This window comes from Paenibacillus sp. FSL H8-0280 (assembly GCF_045040665.1).
GTDB lineage: Bacteria > Bacillota > Bacilli > Paenibacillales > Paenibacillaceae > Paenibacillus > Paenibacillus xylanexedens_A.
The window spans coordinates 5,847,673-5,865,619 of record NZ_CP150296.1; the positions used below are offsets into that span (position 1 = coordinate 5,847,673).

Consider the following 17,947-nt stretch of genomic DNA (forward strand, 5'->3'; position numbering starts at 1 on the left):
CTATTTTACTACGGATTACTGATGTTTAGGTCGCCAACAATATAAGAAATGACAAATTTTGCTTTATGTTCACTGGATTCATATCCAGGCGTTCTCCATACTAATTTGTTCATCATGCCGCTATCTTGTTCTCCAAGAAGATTAATCCGGCCGAAAAGAACCGATGCTTCAATCTCCACACCATAATCTTCTGGTAGTGTAAGGCGAACATTACCCATAACTCCTTGCAGCAGCACAATTGTTTGTTTCTCCTCCGGAATTGAAAGAGATAGATCCGCGTTAACCTCACCTATGGCATGCCACAGACTCATACTACGTAACGTCCAGGATGATTGATCCCAGTAGTACCGAGCCATGAAATTCTGTTTCTTCATAACGCCTTCGTCCAGATGAATCTTTTTGTTTTTTGAATAAAAGTAAGCTAAAGAAGCCAGTACAATCAAAAATACAATCATTAAATTATCCAGCAATAACAGTGCCGCACCAATGCCAAGATACCGATGACCTTTGCGGGTATCCCCATTGCGGACTTGAAGCATTCCAACCGTTAACAGAATCAGTGCGGCAGCGGTCAGGAAGTTAATATTGTCATTCAATAACATCATTGTGCCAATAATCATAATGACAACTGCAAGCCATTTACTCTTTTGATTCATCCCGCCGCACCTCCTCTGTAAGTTAATCTCTCTTTATTCAACGGAAAAGCCATACCAGGCAATGAAGTCCTGTATGGCTTAACTTTTGTTCTACCAACCGTACATTATACACGATTTATAGAATATCATATTGTCCACTAAGCGAACAGTTATTCTTTTGAAGTTCCGTTCGCTTCATTCTTGGAACCATTGCCCATTTTATTTTTGAGGGCTTGTAATTGCTGGTCCACTTTGAATTGTTTTTCCACATCTACAGGATTCGTATACGTGGATGATGTGTTGCGATAAGGTGCACGAGCTACGTCAGCTTCAGCTTCCAGCTGCATGATTTTCTCTTCCATGCGGTGGAATCCAAGTGATGCCCCGCCACTTTCGATCGAATGCAAGCTGTTGATGGAAGACATTTGTTTTTTAGCTTTTGCCATTTGTGCACGGGATACAAGTTCATTACGTTTGTTACGCATTTTGTAGAACTCATCTTTCATATCATGCAACTGTTGCAACAGATCTTTTGCTTGTGCTTCGGACTGTGCATGCAGTTCACTGTACTCCGTAATTTTTTGATCAAAGTAGATTTTCTCTTCCAACAATTTGCGTGCCACTTCTTCCTGACCGTTAGACAGAGCAGCTTCTGCTTGGGACTCACGTTGTACCGAAGTACGCTCCGCTTCATCCAAACGTTGTTTCATGCGGCGCTCATTTGCCATTTGTTTAGCAACAGTTACCTCTGCCTCATGAATCTCAGCCTCCATATCACGCAAGTACTGGTTCAACATTACAATTGGGTCCTCTACTTTATCCAACATATCATTTACCGATGCTTTCGTCATATCCTTAATCCGTTTAAATACTCCCATTTTACTTTTCTCCCTTCTCGTAACGAGATAATTTTTGGCGAAGCTCTTCAACTTCTTTTTTCAGTGCTTTTTTCTCGATATCTTTCATCATGGAATCAAGTTCACTTTCTTGCGGTGCTCCTGCTCCGTAGGCGTTGTTGTCATAAGAACGGGGACCTGATTGAGGTCTGCCATTGAATCCAGGGCCGGGACCGAAGTTACCAGGACCTTGTTGGTTGTGATTATTTTGAAAAGGACCTCTTGGTGGCTGATGATCATAGTTGTCGTATCCTCTGCCAGGACCAGGGCCTTGGCCCGGACCGTAGCCATATGGATCATAAGGCGGATACGGTTCTTTTGGTACCACCAGTGCTGCAATAAAGTATATTAACAACGACGTGCCGCCAGTTACGAAGATACTGATAACAAAGATGATACGCAGCAGTGTAGAATCCATTCCGATGGTTTCGGAAATTCCGCCGCACAAGCCGGTTAACATCCGGTCACGCGTTGAGCGGTATAATTTGCTCATGTGCTTGCTCCTTTCGTTTACTTGTATCCTCTTACGTTGGAATCATAAGCATATGGATCAACGTGATTGGATTCCTTTGGTACCACCAACGCAGCGATGAAGTAGATCAACAATGATGTACCTCCCGTAGCGAAAATACTGATGAAGAAAATGATACGTAGCAGCGTGGTACTCAATCCGAGATTTTCAGAAATGCCACCGATCAAACCTGTTAGCATTCGATTACGCGCCGAGCGGTATAATTTACTCATTGTGACTACTCCTTTCTGTCATTGTTCAATTTTTGTCTTAAGCGTTCCAGTTCCTTATCCAACGTAGAGGATGACATGCTGCCAGTCACTCCTGAACCATCTTGATTCATCCGCCGGATATCGCGGAGACTTTGTGCTTCATATTCGAGATCAGAGACTTGATCATCCAGTCGGTTAAACATACGGGGTACATTCTGACCGTTGTGATTGCTTCTCTGGTTCATACGTTGCTGTAACTGAATCGTCTGCATACGAGCGTAGTAATATTGGCGTTTGCTGTATACGTTCTGATATTCAACCTTCAGCTGGTCGATCTGTTCATCCAGCTCCTGTAATGCCGCATAACTTTGTGCATACAATTCATTGTACTGTTCCATTTTTTCCTCGTGGAGGATTTTCTCCTGCAAGGCCAGCTTAGCAAGATGTTCTTCCCCTGCTTTCAGAGCCATGGATGCCTGTTCTTCCCGTTTGTTCACCATACCTGCTGCCTGATCGGCTTGTTGTTTCATTTGTCTGGTATGGCTTGCATATTGATGACGAAGTTTCTCGGCTTCACCGATGTCTTGGCGGGTCGAGACCAGGAACTGATCAATCAGTTTGACTGGGTCCTGACTTTGCTCCAAATGTTCGTTCAGATTGGCTACGGTAATATCCCGCATTCGACGAAATACACTCATTATGTTCTGTCCCTCCTTTTCATAATCGTGAAAGTTTAGTACCGACCACGACGACTGCGGTTATTGCTTAGCATTGAGATACCAAAGATGATTAACCCGATCGCGATGATCGGTCCGATCAACCATGCCAGTTTACCCATCAGTGAGATGATACCGATGATGAGAACAATCCAGCCAAGCATCACATTCCCTCGTTTGACTCCGTAGTATCCCAGTGCAATCATCAGGACTGGAATCAGATAACCCATTAAGTGTCCAAGAAGTGGAGTTAACTTTCCGAAGAGGAGTAGTGCACCCAGCGCGATCAATACAATCGCCCAGCCATTTCCCTTATTCAATCTCATAATTGTTGTTCACCGCCCTTTCCATTCGTTCCTTTTAATGTGTTGAGTCATTTGTTCGTTTGTTTCTTGTTTTTTGTTTCCGTGTTTCTTGTTTAACCTTATGTCCTTATTCTAGGGGATTCCGCGACTTTTCAAAACAGACCGTGGACGGTTTTTCATCCTAGACTCAGGTCGGGGATCTAGTTGGACCTTTGACTGTCCCTATATAAGACCAACGTTCCACCTAAACTGAATAGCACTCCAAGATACCTTCTATTACCCGTATACAGGCTCTACTTCACCCGATATCACCAGGTAGAAAGAATGACGTCCATGTCTCTATTTACGTTCACACTGCAATTTCGTTTCTCATGATTCCATATTGGATAGTCAGTCCAAGCCGTTACTCTAGCCTTTTCTGCAAAATCATCTATCAGCAATCCCTTATCTCTACTTCTATACCCTCTCGTGAAATTACTTATTTATCCAAATAAACAAAATTTAGATTGTTCTATATGTAAGCGTTTACTAAAATAGAAAGTGTTACTATTTCTAATGTCAGGGGTGGAACTGAAACTGTGCGACCAATCAGCTATCTCCATAAAATGATCATCTTCGGAATCCTGTTAAGCACCCTGCCCATTTTGTTAACGGGAATTGCCGCATTTATCTATTCATCAAACCAAACAGAGCTGCATCGTACGCAGGCTAACAGACAGTTGCTGGAACAAATGCAATCCAACGTAGAGCACAAACTCGCTACAGTCAGTTATATGCTTGATCAGGCCGTTCGCTCTCCAGTAACCCTCCGTTCCCTGTCTGCTTCTTCTTCAATAGAAGGGAACGGACCTTTACTTGCCGACAAGCTGCAGAACGAATTTCAGAATATGAGGTCATGGGAACCTTTGTTAGATATTACCCTGGTGAATCAATCTCAGAATTGGCTTATTGATCATGCCGGATTATATCGTAATACGGATTTTCCATTGGCTCTTCCCATGAAGGAATTGATATCGGATACGTTAACTTCTGGATGGCAACTCTCCCCTTCATCGGTGTTCAGCAATGATGAGCGTTCACCCGGTACAGGCTGTATTTATCATATTGCCCTTGCGAGGTCTATTCCGAATCTGAATAAGTCATCCGATGCTGCCCTGATTGCGGGAATCCCTGCATGCTCTTTGCAAAACACACTAGGAGAAGCCTCCTTAGGCAATGCTGCCTCAGGACTGATCATTTTGAATCGGGAACAACGTATCTTGGTCCATCCCGATCCTGTATACATTGGACAACCGTTGTCTGCCATTGGATTGCAGGATAGGGATACGGAAGCCAACATAACCAAACTATCGCCCATTACATTTTCAACAGGCTTTGAAAAACGGGAAGTTAAGATCGCCGATACACATTATTCTCTGACGTATAGCCCTTCTACCTTAAAAGGATGGACTTATGTTCTAATCTCACCTACCAATATTCTGACACAAGAATATATCGATATCGGATTGCACACCTTGTATATCAGTATCTTCTTACTTTTACTTTCATTATTACTCGCATGGCTCGGCTCCAAGCGAATGCATGTCCCGATTCGTAAACTTTTAACTCAACTTGGTGACAACCACCTGTCCAAAGAAGGAAACACGGTAGCTCAGCAATCACCACCATTTTCTGATGAGTTCGAACAGATCAGAGCAGGGGTCTCACAATTATCTGCCTCTCGCTCCCAATTAGAGAACACACTTAATGTGCATCTATTGCAGATTCGCAATCATTTTATGATGAATCTGTTCCAAGGTAAGATCCCAGTTCATACTCTTCATGACACCCTGAATGAATATGGCTACACGCATCAGGTTCGGGAATGGCAACAAATTGCTGTTATTACACTACAGGCCGATCTCGTTAATCATACAAAATATAGAGCTAGTGATCGTGACCTCTTATTATTCGCTATTCAAAATATATTGGAGGAAACGGTTGTGCATAACCAACAATTGCTTCCCATTGTGCTGGAACATACGGTAGTCACGGTGATTGGGACCGTGGAACAGGATCAGTTTGTTTTTTCACAGCAGCTATATGTATTAACAGACCAGTTACAACAACAGATGGATAAGATTCTAACTCTTCAAGTCAGTATAGGATTCAGCCAGCCACACAGCTCTCTATATCACATCCCTCAAGCTTATACAGAAGCCATGGTAGCATTGAGGCATCGGATGAAGCTGGGAACAGGCATTATTTTTCAATATGAGAACATAGATCATTACGCTCCCACTTGGTCCATGACCTACCCGGAATCATTGGAATATTCGTTGATCCAAGCTATTCAAAGTGCGGACGAAGTCCAGGCCTCTGCTCTTTTGCAACAACTGCTTGAAGTGATCTTTGGTATGGAGGTTACACCCGAGGAGTATGAGGTGGCTCTTACGAGGCTACTCACACATATTTTGCAAATGACTCAGGAATCTGGCATACGACTCGGACAGATCTCCCAAGGTCGTGGCTCGATGTTTCATGAACTTCATAGTTTGCAGTACGCCGCTGAAGTTGAGGAGTGGTTTAACCATCAAGTCATCTTGCCCGTCATTCAGGTTTTTAAAGCGAGACAATATGCCCAGTATCAGCATATATCTGAGAAAATGATTGCCATGATTCATCAAGATTATGATAAGGATCTGACACTTGAAGAATGTGCTGTTAAGCTTCACTACAATGCCAACTACTTAAGTAGTGTTTTCCGCAAAGAGACAGGCTGTGCATTTAGTGAATATCTGACCAAGTACCGATTTAATATCGCTAAAAAATGGCTGGACGAAAGTGATCTAACCGTTAAAGATATCGCAGCACGACTTCGGTACAACAATCCGCAAAACTTTATCCGATCATTTCGTAAATGGGAAGGAATCACCCCTGGCCAGTACAGGGAGCGTAAGCAGAAAGCAGAAGTATCGAACAAAAATTAGACAAGGAGCACGATTGTAAGTCGTACTCCTTCGGCCAGCTCGGCCACCTATCCGTATGGCTCCCCGAACAGGGATAGGGCTCGGACCTGTGACAACTCGATTAACCGTGGAGTGCTCTACCAACTGAAATATCAGGGAATATGCTTCAGAGATCATTCTCTGAAAACGAGGGTCTGGTTCAAAGTGGTCGATGAATTAGTGGCTTCAAAAAAGAGGGAGCACATAACCTGCTCCCTTCACTTACACCTTCACTTCTGCAATCTTAACTTCATATGTTTCAACCGTTCATCTTTTGGCACAGCGTTGTGATGCTTCCTAGTGCCATCTTAGACGTTAGACTACATTGTCTCTGTCTCAATTCCTGATTATCAGTATACGTGCCAAGCTTATGCGATTTATTGCTTATCCTTAGTGCGAACTGTTTTCATATTTGGCTGTTCAAGTTGGATTAGAATTTTACCAAATCTTGCTCCACGTGAGAAGGTCACCGTACTATCCTTGTACGTATCGCTAATGTAATCCTCAGCCAATCTGAGGGAATCTTCATCCGATGGTAACTCATACGTATTAAGCCATTCTGGCAGCTTCTCGATAATCTCTTCCACCGGTACTTCAAATGAGTTAACTTCTCTCGTAATGATCATGGTGTATGAATAACCCTTCAAATACAGCAACTGTTGAATATATCCCATATCACCGGCCTTATATGAAGAAGTTACACCCAGTACATCCTTAAGTTCTTCCATTAGTGTGTGTTCCTTCTGTCCCGCCATAGTGCTTATATATACATACTTCCGGGCACAGTTGATCGCCATCTCAATCGTTTCCCAATCCGACATTGCTGGACACATGGATGCAAATGCAAAGTCATATTTCTTCTCCCAGCCTTTATCCTGAATGGAGATTTCCTCATATCGTTCGTTTACGATTTCGATATTGGATTCCAGAGCTGAAGGTATCGTCTCTTTCATAAGGGAGACAAGCAACTCAGAAGGCTCAACTGCGGTCACACTTGCCCCCTTTTCTGCAAAAGGAATGGTAAATATGCCTGAAGCGGCTCCAATGTCCAAAATGGATAACCCTGCGAATTCCACACCCTGGTTTTCAATCCAGCCCATAATGCGTTCAGAACGCTGCTTTCCTTCTTCAGTGAACGACTGTGCATGATAATCTCTTGCCCATCGCTCAAATACTTCTTCTGTATTAAATGGTGCGCTTTTCTTCTTATATTTTGAACTTCTCGGACCATTCTTCCATGCCTCTTCCCATACAGAAAGATCAAATAACAGATCGGTATCCGAAACATTTTTTCCATTAGTCACTCTACTTCACTCCTCCATATTAAAGACTTTACTTATCTACAATATACTGAATATAATTATACGTCAATCTTTATTAACGTCCATCTTCTCTTACTCTAGATTTTCTTACTGCACATAAATCATTTCATATGAAATAAAAATAGCCCTACACATTGCATAAGCAACATGTAGGGCTATTCAATATACCGGCGAGAGGACTCGAACCTCCACGGTTTCCCACTCGATTTTGAGTCGAGCGCGTCTGCCATTCCGCCACGCCGGCATATGCTGGAGGCGCCACCCAGATTCGAACTGGGGATAAAGCTTTTGCAGAGCTGTGCCTTACCACTTGGCTATGGCGCCATATTTTGGAGCGGACGACGGGAATCGAACCCGCGACCCTCGCCTTGGCAAGGCGATGCTCTACCGCTGAGCCACGTCCGCATAATGGCTGGGGATATAGGATTTGAACCTATGCATGACGGAGTCAAAGTCCGTTGCCTTACCGCTTGGCTAATCCCCAATAAAAAATGAAAAAACAAAGGGGCGATCGAGGGGAATTGAACCCCCGAATGCCGGATCCACAAACCGGTGCGTTAACCACTTCGCCACGATCGCCACAAAAGGTTATTTTCTAAAAAGTTAATTGGCAGGGGCAGCAGGAATTGAACCCACACCAACGGTTTTGGAGACCGTTGTTCTACCTTTAAACTATGCCCCTATAAAACTGGTGGAGGATGATGGATTCGAACCACCGAACCCGTACGGGAGCAGATTTACAGTCTGATGCGTTTGGCCACTTCGCTAATCCTCCAGGATTACATGGTGCCGGCGAGAGGACTTGAACCCCCAACCTACTGATTACAAGTCAGTTGCTCTACCAGTTGAGCTACACCGGCATATTAAATTATTTTAAAAATGGTGGCTCGGGACGGAATCGAACCGCCGACACGAGGATTTTCAGTCCTCTGCTCTACCGACTGAGCTACCGAGCCATAATAAAGTCTAATCTTAATTCCTTACACTTTATATAGGGCATCAGTGCCATACAGCAGATGTAGTGAACAGTTTGCCTCATGTAAAGATTAAATGGCGGAACCGACGGGATTCGAACCCGCGATCTCCTGCGTGACAGGCAGGCATGTTAGGCCAACTACACCACGGTTCCAGATCACTTTCTCAAAGGAAAGTATAATTGCGGGGGCAGGATTTGAACCTGCGGCCTTCGGGTTATGAGCCCGACGAGCTACCGGGCTGCTCCACCCCGCGTCGTTATAAAGTTTATATGGTGGAGGCTGAGGGGATCGAACCCCCGACCCTCTGCTTGTAAGGCAGATGCTCTCCCAGCTGAGCTAAGCCTCCGAACAACACATTTATGATCATACCATAATCTTGTTGTAAAAATCAACTTCTTTTTTTGAAGTTATTATGACCCGTAGGGGATTCGAACCCCTGTTACCTCCGTGAAAGGGAGGTGTCTTAACCCCTTGACCAACGGGCCTTAATATTATGGCGGAGAGAGAGGGATTCGAACCCTCGAGACGCTTGTGACGCCTACACGATTTCCAATCGTGCTCCTTCGGCCAGCTCGGACACCTCTCCATATGGCTCCCCGAACAGGGCTCGAACCTGTGACAACTCGATTAACAGTCGAGTGCTCTACCAACTGAGCTATCAGGGAATATGCTTCAGAGATCGTTCTCTGAAAACTAGATTCGAAACGAAACATGCGAATTATCACTTGCTATTGGATAAGCCCTCGACCGATTAGTACTGGTCAGCTCCATGCATTGCTGCACTTCCACCCCCAGCCTATCTACCTCGTCGTCTTCAAGGGGTCTTACATACTGGGAAATCTCATCTTGAGGGGGGCTTCACGCTTAGATGCTTTCAGCGTTTATCCCGTCCGTACATAGCTACCCAGCGGTGCTCCTGGCGGAACAACTGGTACACCAGCGGTACGTCCATCCCGGTCCTCTCGTACTAAGGACAGCTCCTCTCAAATTTCCTACGCCCACGACAGATAGGGACCGAACTGTCTCACGACGTTCTGAACCCAGCTCGCGTACCGCTTTAATGGGCGAACAGCCCAACCCTTGGGACCTACTTCAGCCCCAGGATGCGATGAGCCGACATCGAGGTGCCAAACCTCCCCGTCGATGTGGACTCTTGGGGGAGATAAGCCTGTTATCCCCAGGGTAGCTTTTATCCGTTGAGCGATGGCCCTTCCATGCGGTACCACCGGATCACTAAGCCCGACTTTCGTCCCTGCTCGACTTGTAGGTCTCGCAGTCAAGCTCCCTTATGCCTTTGCACTCTTCGAATGATTTCCAACCATTCTGAGGGAACCTTTGGGCGCCTCCGTTACTCTTTAGGAGGCGACCGCCCCAGTCAAACTGCCCACCTGACACTGTCCCCGCACCGGATTACGGTACCAGGTTAGAACCTAGATACGATCAGGGTGGTATCCCAACGTTGCCTCCACGCAAGCTGGCGCTCACGTTTCAAAGGCTCCCACCTATCCTGTACAGATCGTACCCAAATTCAATATCAAGCTGCAGTAAAGCTCCATGGGGTCTTTCCGTCTTGTCGCGGGTAACCTGCATCTTCACAGGTATTAAAATTTCACCGGATCTCTCGTTGAGACAGCGCCCAAGTCGTTACGCCATTCGTGCGGGTCAGAATTTACCTGACAAGGAATTTCGCTACCTTAGGACCGTTATAGTTACGGCCGCCGTTTACTGGGGCTTCGGTTCACAGCTTCGGATTGCTCCTAACCACTCCCCTTAACCTTCCAGCACCGGGCAGGCGTCAGCCCGTATACTTCGCCTTACGGCTTCGCACAGACCTGTGTTTTTGCTAAACAGTCGCTTGGGCCTTTTCACTGCGGCCCCCTCGTGCTATTCACACTACCGGGGCACCCCTTCTCCCGAAGTTACGGGGTCATTTTGCCGAGTTCCTTAACGAGAGTTCTTCCGCGCGCCTTAGAATACTCTTCTCGCCTACCTGTGTCGGTTTGCGGTACGGGCACCATCACCTGGCTAGAGGCTTTTCTTGGCAGTGTGAGATCATGACCTTCGCTACTACAATTTTCGCTCCCCATCACAGCTCAGCCTTACAATGTGCGGATTTGCCTACACATCAGCCTTACTGCTTAGACGGACATCCATCAGTCCGCGTCACTACCCTACTGCGTCCCCCCATTGCTCATAACGGCTTACGGTGGTACAGGAATTTCGACCTGTTGTCCTTCGACTACGCCTTTCGGCCTCGCCTTAGGTCCCGACTTACCCTGAGCGGACGAGCCTTCCTCAGGAACCCTTAGGCTTTCGGCGGATCAGATTCTCACTGATCTTTTCGTTACTCATACCGGCATTCTCACTTGTATAATGTCCAGCGCTCCTTACGGTACACCTTCAACCCTTATACAACGCTCCCCTACCCCTGATGCAAAGCATCAAGCCATAGCTTCGGTGGTGTGTTTAGCCCCGTTACATTTTCGGCGCAGAGTCACTCGACCAGTGAGCTATTACGCACTCTTTCAATGGTGGCTGCTTCTAAGCCAACATCCTGGTTGTCTGTGCAACTCCACATCCTTTCCCACTTAACACACACTTGGGGACCTTAGCTGATGGTCTGGGCTGTTTCCCTTTTGACAATGGATCTTAGCACTCACTGTCTGACTCCCGGAAGTAAGTCTATGGCATTCGGAGTTTGACTGAGCTTGGTAACCCTTGCGGGCCCCGCACCCAATCAGTGCTCTACCTCCACGACTCTGTTTTCCGAGGCTAGCCCTAAAGCTATTTCGGGGAGAACCAGCTATCTCCGAGTTCGATTGGAATTTCTCCGCTACCCCCACCTCATCCCCGCATTTTTCAACATGCGTGGGTTCGGGCCTCCAGTGCGTGTTACCGCACCTTCACCCTGGACAGGGGTAGATCACCCGGTTTCGGGTCTACGTCCACGTACTATGTCGCCCTATTCAGACTCGCTTTCGCTGCGGCTCCGGCTCTTCACCTTAACCTTGCACGGGAACGTAACTCGCCGGTTCATTCTACAAAAGGCACGCCATCACCCCTAAAACGGGCTCTGACTTTTTGTAAGCACACGGTTTCAGGTTCTATTTCACTCCCCTTCCGGGGTGCTTTTCACCTTTCCCTCACGGTACTGCTTCACTATCGGTCGCTAGGAAGTATTTAGCCTTGGCAGATGGTCCTGCCGGATTCATACGGGGTTTCACGTGCCCCGCACTACTCGGGATCCGTCTCGGAGGGAACCAACTTTCAACTACAGGGCTTTTACCTTCTTTGGCGGGCCTTTCCAGACCTCTTCGCTTAACCGGTTCCTTTGTAACTCCATGTGAGACGTCCCACAACCCCAAAGAGCAAGCTCTCTGGTTTGGGCTTCTCCGCGTTCGCTCGCCGCTACTGACGGAATCACTATTGTTTTCTCTTCCTCAGGGTACTTAGATGTTTCAGTTCCCCTGGTATGCCTCTACACAACCTATGTATTCAGTTGTGAGTAACTGGAAATTACCCCAGCTGGGTTTCCCCATTCGGACACCCCCGGATCAAAGCTTGCTTACAGCTCCCCGAGGCAGTTTCGTTGTTCGCCACGTCCTTCATCGGCTCCTAGCGCCTAGGCATCCTCCGTGTGCTCTTAGTAGCTTAACCATTGCGCTCGTGTTCGAGCTGTCGCTCCGCTTGGTTTGGACTACGTCCAAATCCAAAAGTCGCTCCATTTCGATCACTCGCTCCAGCAATCTACCGTTTTTATTGAAACTTGTTTAACACAAGTTCAGCTAAAAAGGAATGTTCTAATTCGCGTTTGTTTCGTTTCGATATCTAGTTTTCAAAGAACAAGCTCCATGCAAAAGCAAGCTGTTTGAGAGTTTGAGCTCTCAAAACCGAACAACGAGTGAGTGTTTTGCAGCTAAGCTGCATATTTGAATGTTTCCGTTGCAGGAAACGATTCTCCATAGAAAGGAGGTGATCCAGCCGCACCTTCCGATACGGCTACCTTGTTACGACTTCACCCCAATCATCTATCCCACCTTCGGCGGCTGGCTCCTTGCGGTTACCCCACCGACTTCGGGTGTTATAAACTCTCGTGGTGTGACGGGCGGTGTGTACAAGACCCGGGAACGTATTCACCGCGGCATGCTGATCCGCGATTACTAGCAATTCCGACTTCATGCAGGCGAGTTGCAGCCTGCAATCCGAACTGAGACCGGCTTTGTTGGGATTGGCTCCATCTCGCGATTTCGCAGCCCGTTGTACCGGCCATTGTAGTACGTGTGTAGCCCAGGTCATAAGGGGCATGATGATTTGACGTCATCCCCACCTTCCTCCGGTTTGTCACCGGCAGTCTATCTAGAGTGCCCACCCGAAGTGCTGGCAACTAAATATAAGGGTTGCGCTCGTTGCGGGACTTAACCCAACATCTCACGACACGAGCTGACGACAACCATGCACCACCTGTCTCCTCTGTCCCGAAGGAAAGATACATCTCTGCATCGATCAGAGGGATGTCAAGACCTGGTAAGGTTCTTCGCGTTGCTTCGAATTAAACCACATACTCCACTGCTTGTGCGGGTCCCCGTCAATTCCTTTGAGTTTCAGTCTTGCGACCGTACTCCCCAGGCGGAGTGCTTAATGTGTTAACTTCGGCACCAAGGGTATCGAAACCCCTAACACCTAGCACTCATCGTTTACGGCGTGGACTACCAGGGTATCTAATCCTGTTTGCTCCCCACGCTTTCGCGCCTCAGCGTCAGTTACAGCCCAGAGAGTCGCCTTCGCCACTGGTGTTCCTCCACATATCTACGCATTTCACCGCTACACGTGGAATTCCACTCTCCTCTTCTGCACTCAAGTCACCCAGTTTCCAGTGCGATCCGGGGTTGAGCCCCGGGATTAAACACCAGACTTAAATGACCGCCTGCGCGCGCTTTACGCCCAATAATTCCGGACAACGCTTGCCCCCTACGTATTACCGCGGCTGCTGGCACGTAGTTAGCCGGGGCTTTCTTCTCAGGTACCGTCACCTTGAGAGCAGTTACTCTCCCAAGCGTTCTTCCCTGGCAACAGAGCTTTACGATCCGAAAACCTTCATCACTCACGCGGCATTGCTCCGTCAGGCTTTCGCCCATTGCGGAAGATTCCCTACTGCTGCCTCCCGTAGGAGTCTGGGCCGTGTCTCAGTCCCAGTGTGGCCGATCACCCTCTCAGGTCGGCTACGCATCGTCGCCTTGGTGAGCCGTTACCTCACCAACTAGCTAATGCGCCGCAGGCCCATCCCCAAGTGACAGATTGCTCCGTCTTTCCAGTTTCCTTCAGGCGAAGAAAACAATTATTCGGTATTAGCTACCGTTTCCGGTAGTTGTCCCAAACTTGAGGGCAGGTTGCCTACGTGTTACTCACCCGTCCGCCGCTAACCATCAGAGAAGCAAGCTTCTCTTCAAGTCCGCTCGACTTGCATGTATTAGGCATGCCGCCAGCGTTCGTCCTGAGCCAGGATCAAACTCTCCAATAAAGTATTGAAAAGAGCGATAAGCTCATTTTGAATCTGACGAGATTAAAAATCTCATTTGTGCTCCAGTCGATTCAAGCCAAGGCTTGTCTCAAACTTTTGCGTTCATTCTGCAAGCAGAATGTTTACTCACTCGTTGTTCAGTTTTCAAAGATCAAAAACGATTTGTTATACTTCTTTTTCGTCTCAACCAAGTTTCGGCGTCGACTTAAATAATGTAACACATTTCGTTTATTTTCGTCAAGAACTTTTTTTGATTTCTTTTTTCAAGCTTTAGTTCTTCACTTTTCCTCTGAAGAATTTATCGTTTGTTGGTGATAATCTCGTTTGAGGAACGAAATATAATGTATCATATATCGTGAATGAGAGTCAATATCTTTTTATAAATTATTAAACAAACAAAAAAGGAAGGTTTCCCCTCCCTTATGTGATCAATATAATGTCAGGCCTCTGGAGAAGGTTATGCCTCTATCCAATACCGAATCTCCCGGCCCTCTCCTCCGATCGATGGCCATCCTGCCGATTCTTTTACAATAGAACGAAAGACCAGCTTACGTATAACCAAAGGCAGATCTTCTCGAACAAATCTTAACTGCGGATGATGAACAAGTTCATTCATGCTCCACGGCTCCTTGCGACTTCTTAACACACGCAGCAGCAGTTCTGAGCATTCACTCATTTTGGACATTACCGAAAACTCACAGGCAAGCAGGACAAGCTCTACTCGCTGCTCCAGCGTCTCCGAGCTTACGGTAAGCTCTTGATATAGTTTCCATAAAGCGCGATCCAGATTCTGCACATGTGTCCAGACGGCATGATCCGGGTATATCCCCTGTTCAATCAATACAATTCTTGCCCAGTTCCCCAGAGCCTCTAATACATTGTAGTAGGCGTCTACAACATGACCTTCCTGAATATGACGTTTGGCCTCCACATACATTCTCAAGAAACTGGTGAATTCATGAAGCAGCTTCTGCTCACGCAATTCTGCACCAAAGGTAGACAGTTCTTCTCGCAAATCACTTAAGGCGCTGTCCGCTTCCCAGATAATCTCACCTTCAATCAGACACTGGGTGAGATTATTATGATTCCCGGTTACTACACTACTCTTTAATTCATGACGGCTCGCATAGATCATCTGATAACGAAGATCACCATATCTGTAATGTCCCACTGCCGACTTCAATTGATCATCATTATGAACAACAAGTACTAATAATTCGAAATCTTGAATTAGGGAGCCGTGGAATCGCTCTCCCGGGTGGGAATAAGCGATAGCCCCAACTGCCCCTGTCTCTTCCGACTGTTCGGACAAAAAAGCAAGGTTCTTTAATTCCACGATTCCCTCCATACATTTCATGGCAGATAAGCGCCAAGTCAGTTATAATGTAATTCTACATCCAGACTGAAGTTTCCTTCTTTTCCAGGTCCAATACTACTCATACGATAGGAGCATTTTTCATGATTTTTAAATCAGCAAAAATTAATGCTTTTCGCACTTGGGGATTACTACTGACCATGCTAGGTATGGGCCTAATGATACTGGGAACAGCCGGGATTGTTTTCTGGGGACATGCAGGCAAGGTATTCGCAGCTGTAGGACTCGTCATTGGACTGATTGCCATGATGGCCAGTCTAGCCATTTATTTCTGGGCGGGTATGCTCTCCACCAGCGCAGTACAAGTCGACTGTCCGGAATGCGGGAAATTAACCAAAATGCTTGGCAAAACGGATCGTTGTATGTTCTGTCATACCATTCTCACCCTGGACCCTAATAAGGCCAACATGACCAGTCAACAACTGAAAGCGCCTTCTACACAAGCTCCCCCCACCGATGGTTAGCACAAAATGGTCTCCAACCGCTAAATGTCTTTTACCTTAATTTCATTGAAGAACAAAAAAAGGCCCGGTATGTTTACCGGACCTTTTTTGGACTTGGCTTATAAGTGAGCCCTTATTGCTGTTATCAATAGCTAAAATATGAAGTTAAGTTATAAGTTCTACGACCAATAAAACAGTAGACTGCACGTATGATGGTACCCAATGAGAAACTTTGAGCTTAGCGAAAATAAATTAAAGCAAGCAGACACTCTGAGTTTGAGTAAATTATTTCTGGTAACCGGCCTGCTTTAATACCTCCCATGCAGAAGCATTAGCAAAACTTCGATTCCATGCTGCTACTCCGCCCAGCTTCAACGAAGCAATCAAATCCACACGCGCCTGAAGGGACACGGCATCTTCGATCCATATTTTCTTGGTAGCTCCGTCTTCCTTATATTCCACATAGTTCTGTCCACTTGCCTGATCCAGTTCAGGTTTGAGTTTCTTCTCTTTGATCAGCTCCACGATGGTATTCATGCCCACCGCTTTGGAAGACACTTTAACCTCACCCTGATCATTCGTCTCTTCCGTCCATATCCGGGTATAGAGCGGAACCGCCATGATCAACTTGTTAGAAGGGACTTCATCCTCCTCAAGTATGCGTCTCATGGAAGCCTCGGTCCAAGGCAGAGATGCAACCGAACCTGCCTTAGGACTGGCCGCCCAATGTTCATCATAAGCCATCACAATAACATAGTCTGCAAAAGAACCTAATGCACGGCGATCCAGAAAGGCAGACCACATCTCACTGTTCGATTTTGGTGTTACATCGATTGATAACATCAATCCATGTATACGAGCCATCGCCTTGATCTCGCGCACAAACTGCGTAATATTCGGCCCATCATCGGTATACACGTTCTCAAAGTCGATGTTGATACCATCCAGTTGATACGTCTGTGCATACTCTAACATCTGCTCAATAATATGCGTGCGTGTCTCGTAAGAAGCTACAGCTTCTTTGGTAACGTCCGGATCAAAGCTGTTATCCATGAGTCCCCATACTTCCATACCCGAATGGTGAGCCCAGTTCACATAAGCTTGGTTTCCCTTGCTTTTCACAGTGCCCTGTCCATCCGTAATATGAAACCATGTAGGGCTGACCACATTCACACCTGGCATTTTACAGATAGAGCCCACATCAGGCTGACGATTGTACACGGCTTCCCAAACCAGATTTACCGGTTTATTCTGCCACTTCTTCTCTGCTGCAGTCAGCGTATACTTGGGCAAGTCCACCTTCTTTTTCTCGGTGAGGACAATATAATCATTATCTACATATCCGGCATATCCATTATCGAGCTGAACAAAACTCTGTTTATCCCCCGTCTGCCATACACGTACCCTTGCATCCTTTTCCATATCGGCAATGATTGGTGAGGATTCTCCCCCACGTTTATATAACGGCACGGTCTTGTCCGCTTTGGAGGATAATGTATCAATCTCTGCATACTGTATCAAGTCTCCTCCACGCATCAGCAGCACAGCACCTGTTACTGAGTCTTCCTGTACGGTTATGCCATATACTTCTTTCAAAGGTTTGAGCGGAATATAGGCTTCTCCGTCCTTAACCTCAGGCTTAACTGTCATAGGATAATCTTTGTGATTAAGTTCTGCTTGCGTGCTTCCTTCTTTCATATGAAGGACTCGCTGAGGAGAGGCAATAATGATATCTCCCGATTCTGATTCATAACGTATGCCTGCATCAATCGCTTCTTGCAGCACATCTACAGGCAACTTGAGTTGATCTCCTGTACCCAGAGCGTCTCCATCCATCAGTTGCCCATCTACAAAAATAGGCTGGCTTCTTCCTACCCAGTCGGGGTCTTCATGGGTCTGGTTCAACCATACATTTGTTATAAGCCAGTAAGCCCCCCCGGCGATCAGACAAGCCCCGAGAAAACCGGGCCAAAATGAACGTCGCTTCTGACGTGTATATCTGCTTTTTCTACCCAAACGTCTACCTCCGTTAATTATGCTGATCATAAGG

Annotated in this window: 11 protein-coding genes, 16 tRNA genes and 2 rRNA genes; 2 read left to right on the forward strand and 27 right to left on the reverse strand. The window is 46.5% G+C overall.

From position 1 onward, the window contains the following. Positions 1-8: 8 nt before the first annotated feature. The 6 genes from liaF to MHI12_RS25510 form a co-directional block, all read right to left on the reverse strand. Positions 9-656, reverse strand: a complete 648-nt coding sequence (liaF, locus tag MHI12_RS25485; protein WP_036605686.1) for a cell wall-active antibiotics response protein LiaF — start codon at positions 654-656, stop codon at positions 9-11. 149 nt (positions 657-805) lie between these two features. Continuing rightward, the gene (locus MHI12_RS25490; protein WP_017692315.1) at positions 806-1,513 is read right to left on the reverse strand and encodes a PspA/IM30 family protein; all 708 of its coding nucleotides are present in this window, start codon (positions 1,511-1,513) and stop codon (positions 806-808) included. 1 nt (position 1,514) lies between these two features. Continuing rightward, the gene (locus MHI12_RS25495; protein ID WP_017692314.1) at positions 1,515-2,024 is read right to left on the reverse strand and encodes a PspC domain-containing protein; all 510 of its coding nucleotides are present in this window, start codon (positions 2,022-2,024) and stop codon (positions 1,515-1,517) included. A 17-nt stretch (positions 2,025-2,041) separates the two neighbouring features. After that, positions 2,042-2,275 carry a PspC domain-containing protein gene (locus tag MHI12_RS25500; protein WP_017692313.1) on the reverse strand — a complete coding sequence of 78 codons (234 nt, stop codon included), beginning with the start codon at positions 2,273-2,275 and terminating at the stop codon, positions 2,042-2,044. Positions 2,276-2,280: 5 nt separating this feature from the next. Continuing rightward, positions 2,281-2,952: a PspA/IM30 family protein gene (locus tag MHI12_RS25505; protein ID WP_405170686.1), complete on the reverse strand. Its 672-nt coding sequence runs from the start codon at positions 2,950-2,952 to the stop codon at positions 2,281-2,283. Positions 2,953-2,987: 35 nt separating this feature from the next. Beyond that, the gene (locus tag MHI12_RS25510; protein WP_017692311.1) at positions 2,988-3,296 is read right to left on the reverse strand and encodes a LiaF transmembrane domain-containing protein; all 309 of its coding nucleotides are present in this window, start codon (positions 3,294-3,296) and stop codon (positions 2,988-2,990) included. A gap of 557 nt (positions 3,297-3,853) precedes the next feature. On the opposite strand from MHI12_RS25510, the gene MHI12_RS25515 reads away from it, so the two are divergent. Continuing rightward, positions 3,854-6,244 carry a helix-turn-helix domain-containing protein gene (locus tag MHI12_RS25515; RefSeq protein ID WP_405170687.1) on the forward strand — a complete coding sequence of 797 codons (2,391 nt, stop codon included), beginning with the start codon at positions 3,854-3,856 and terminating at the stop codon, positions 6,242-6,244. Positions 6,245-6,300: 56 nt separating this feature from the next. Here the strand turns inward: MHI12_RS25515 and MHI12_RS25520 are convergent. From MHI12_RS25520 to MHI12_RS25615, 20 genes are all read right to left on the reverse strand, one after another. After that, positions 6,301-6,382, reverse strand: a tRNA-Asn gene (locus MHI12_RS25520). Positions 6,383-6,639: 257 nt separating this feature from the next. Next, the gene (locus tag MHI12_RS25525; RefSeq protein ID WP_341008870.1) at positions 6,640-7,566 is read right to left on the reverse strand and encodes a methyltransferase domain-containing protein; all 927 of its coding nucleotides are present in this window, start codon (positions 7,564-7,566) and stop codon (positions 6,640-6,642) included. Between the two features lie 183 nt (positions 7,567-7,749). Then, positions 7,750-7,828: transfer RNA gene (locus MHI12_RS25530), tRNA-Leu, on the reverse strand. Between the two features lie 6 nt (positions 7,829-7,834). Then, positions 7,835-7,908: transfer RNA gene (locus tag MHI12_RS25535), tRNA-Cys, on the reverse strand. 6 nt (positions 7,909-7,914) lie between these two features. Then, a tRNA-Gly gene (locus MHI12_RS25540) sits at positions 7,915-7,989 on the reverse strand. A gap of 4 nt (positions 7,990-7,993) precedes the next feature. After that, positions 7,994-8,068, reverse strand: a tRNA-Gln gene (locus MHI12_RS25545). A 22-nt stretch (positions 8,069-8,090) separates the two neighbouring features. Continuing rightward, positions 8,091-8,163: transfer RNA gene (locus MHI12_RS25550), tRNA-His, on the reverse strand. A gap of 29 nt (positions 8,164-8,192) precedes the next feature. Continuing rightward, positions 8,193-8,266 (reverse strand) — tRNA-Trp (locus MHI12_RS25555). A 7-nt stretch (positions 8,267-8,273) separates the two neighbouring features. Beyond that, positions 8,274-8,359: transfer RNA gene (locus MHI12_RS25560), tRNA-Tyr, on the reverse strand. 9 nt (positions 8,360-8,368) lie between these two features. Next, positions 8,369-8,444: transfer RNA gene (locus MHI12_RS25565), tRNA-Thr, on the reverse strand. A 20-nt stretch (positions 8,445-8,464) separates the two neighbouring features. Next, a tRNA-Phe gene (locus MHI12_RS25570) sits at positions 8,465-8,540 on the reverse strand. Positions 8,541-8,635: 95 nt separating this feature from the next. Further along, positions 8,636-8,713 (reverse strand) — tRNA-Asp (locus tag MHI12_RS25575). A gap of 27 nt (positions 8,714-8,740) precedes the next feature. Beyond that, positions 8,741-8,814 (reverse strand) — tRNA-Met (locus MHI12_RS25580). A 17-nt stretch (positions 8,815-8,831) separates the two neighbouring features. Next, a tRNA-Val gene (locus tag MHI12_RS25585) sits at positions 8,832-8,907 on the reverse strand. A 67-nt stretch (positions 8,908-8,974) separates the two neighbouring features. After that, positions 8,975-9,046, reverse strand: a tRNA-Glu gene (locus MHI12_RS25590). Positions 9,047-9,055: 9 nt separating this feature from the next. Beyond that, positions 9,056-9,147: transfer RNA gene (locus MHI12_RS25595), tRNA-Ser, on the reverse strand. Between the two features lie 3 nt (positions 9,148-9,150). Next, positions 9,151-9,226: transfer RNA gene (locus MHI12_RS25600), tRNA-Asn, on the reverse strand. Between the two features lie 66 nt (positions 9,227-9,292). After that, a 23S ribosomal RNA gene (locus tag MHI12_RS25605) occupies positions 9,293-12,218 on the reverse strand. Between the two features lie 308 nt (positions 12,219-12,526). Beyond that, positions 12,527-14,079 (reverse strand): 16S ribosomal RNA (locus MHI12_RS25610). Together the 16S and 23S rRNA genes with 15 tRNA genes alongside form the textbook arrangement of a ribosomal RNA operon. Before the next feature lie 457 nt (positions 14,080-14,536). Further along, positions 14,537-15,415, reverse strand: coding sequence for a nucleotidyltransferase-like protein (locus MHI12_RS25615; RefSeq protein WP_036607052.1), 879 nt, complete (start codon positions 15,413-15,415; stop codon positions 14,537-14,539). Between the two features lie 122 nt (positions 15,416-15,537). Between MHI12_RS25615 and MHI12_RS25620 the strand changes: the two genes are divergently transcribed. After that, a complete protein-coding gene (locus MHI12_RS25620; protein WP_017692307.1) occupies positions 15,538-15,918 on the forward strand; it encodes a DUF2614 family zinc ribbon-containing protein in 381 nt (126 codons plus the stop codon). Between the two features lie 264 nt (positions 15,919-16,182). Here the strand turns inward: MHI12_RS25620 and MHI12_RS25625 are convergent, their stop codons facing one another. After that, positions 16,183-17,913 carry a glycosyl hydrolase family 18 protein gene (locus MHI12_RS25625; RefSeq protein ID WP_405170688.1) on the reverse strand — a complete coding sequence of 577 codons (1,731 nt, stop codon included), beginning with the start codon at positions 17,911-17,913 and terminating at the stop codon, positions 16,183-16,185. Positions 17,914-17,947 lie beyond the last annotated feature (34 nt).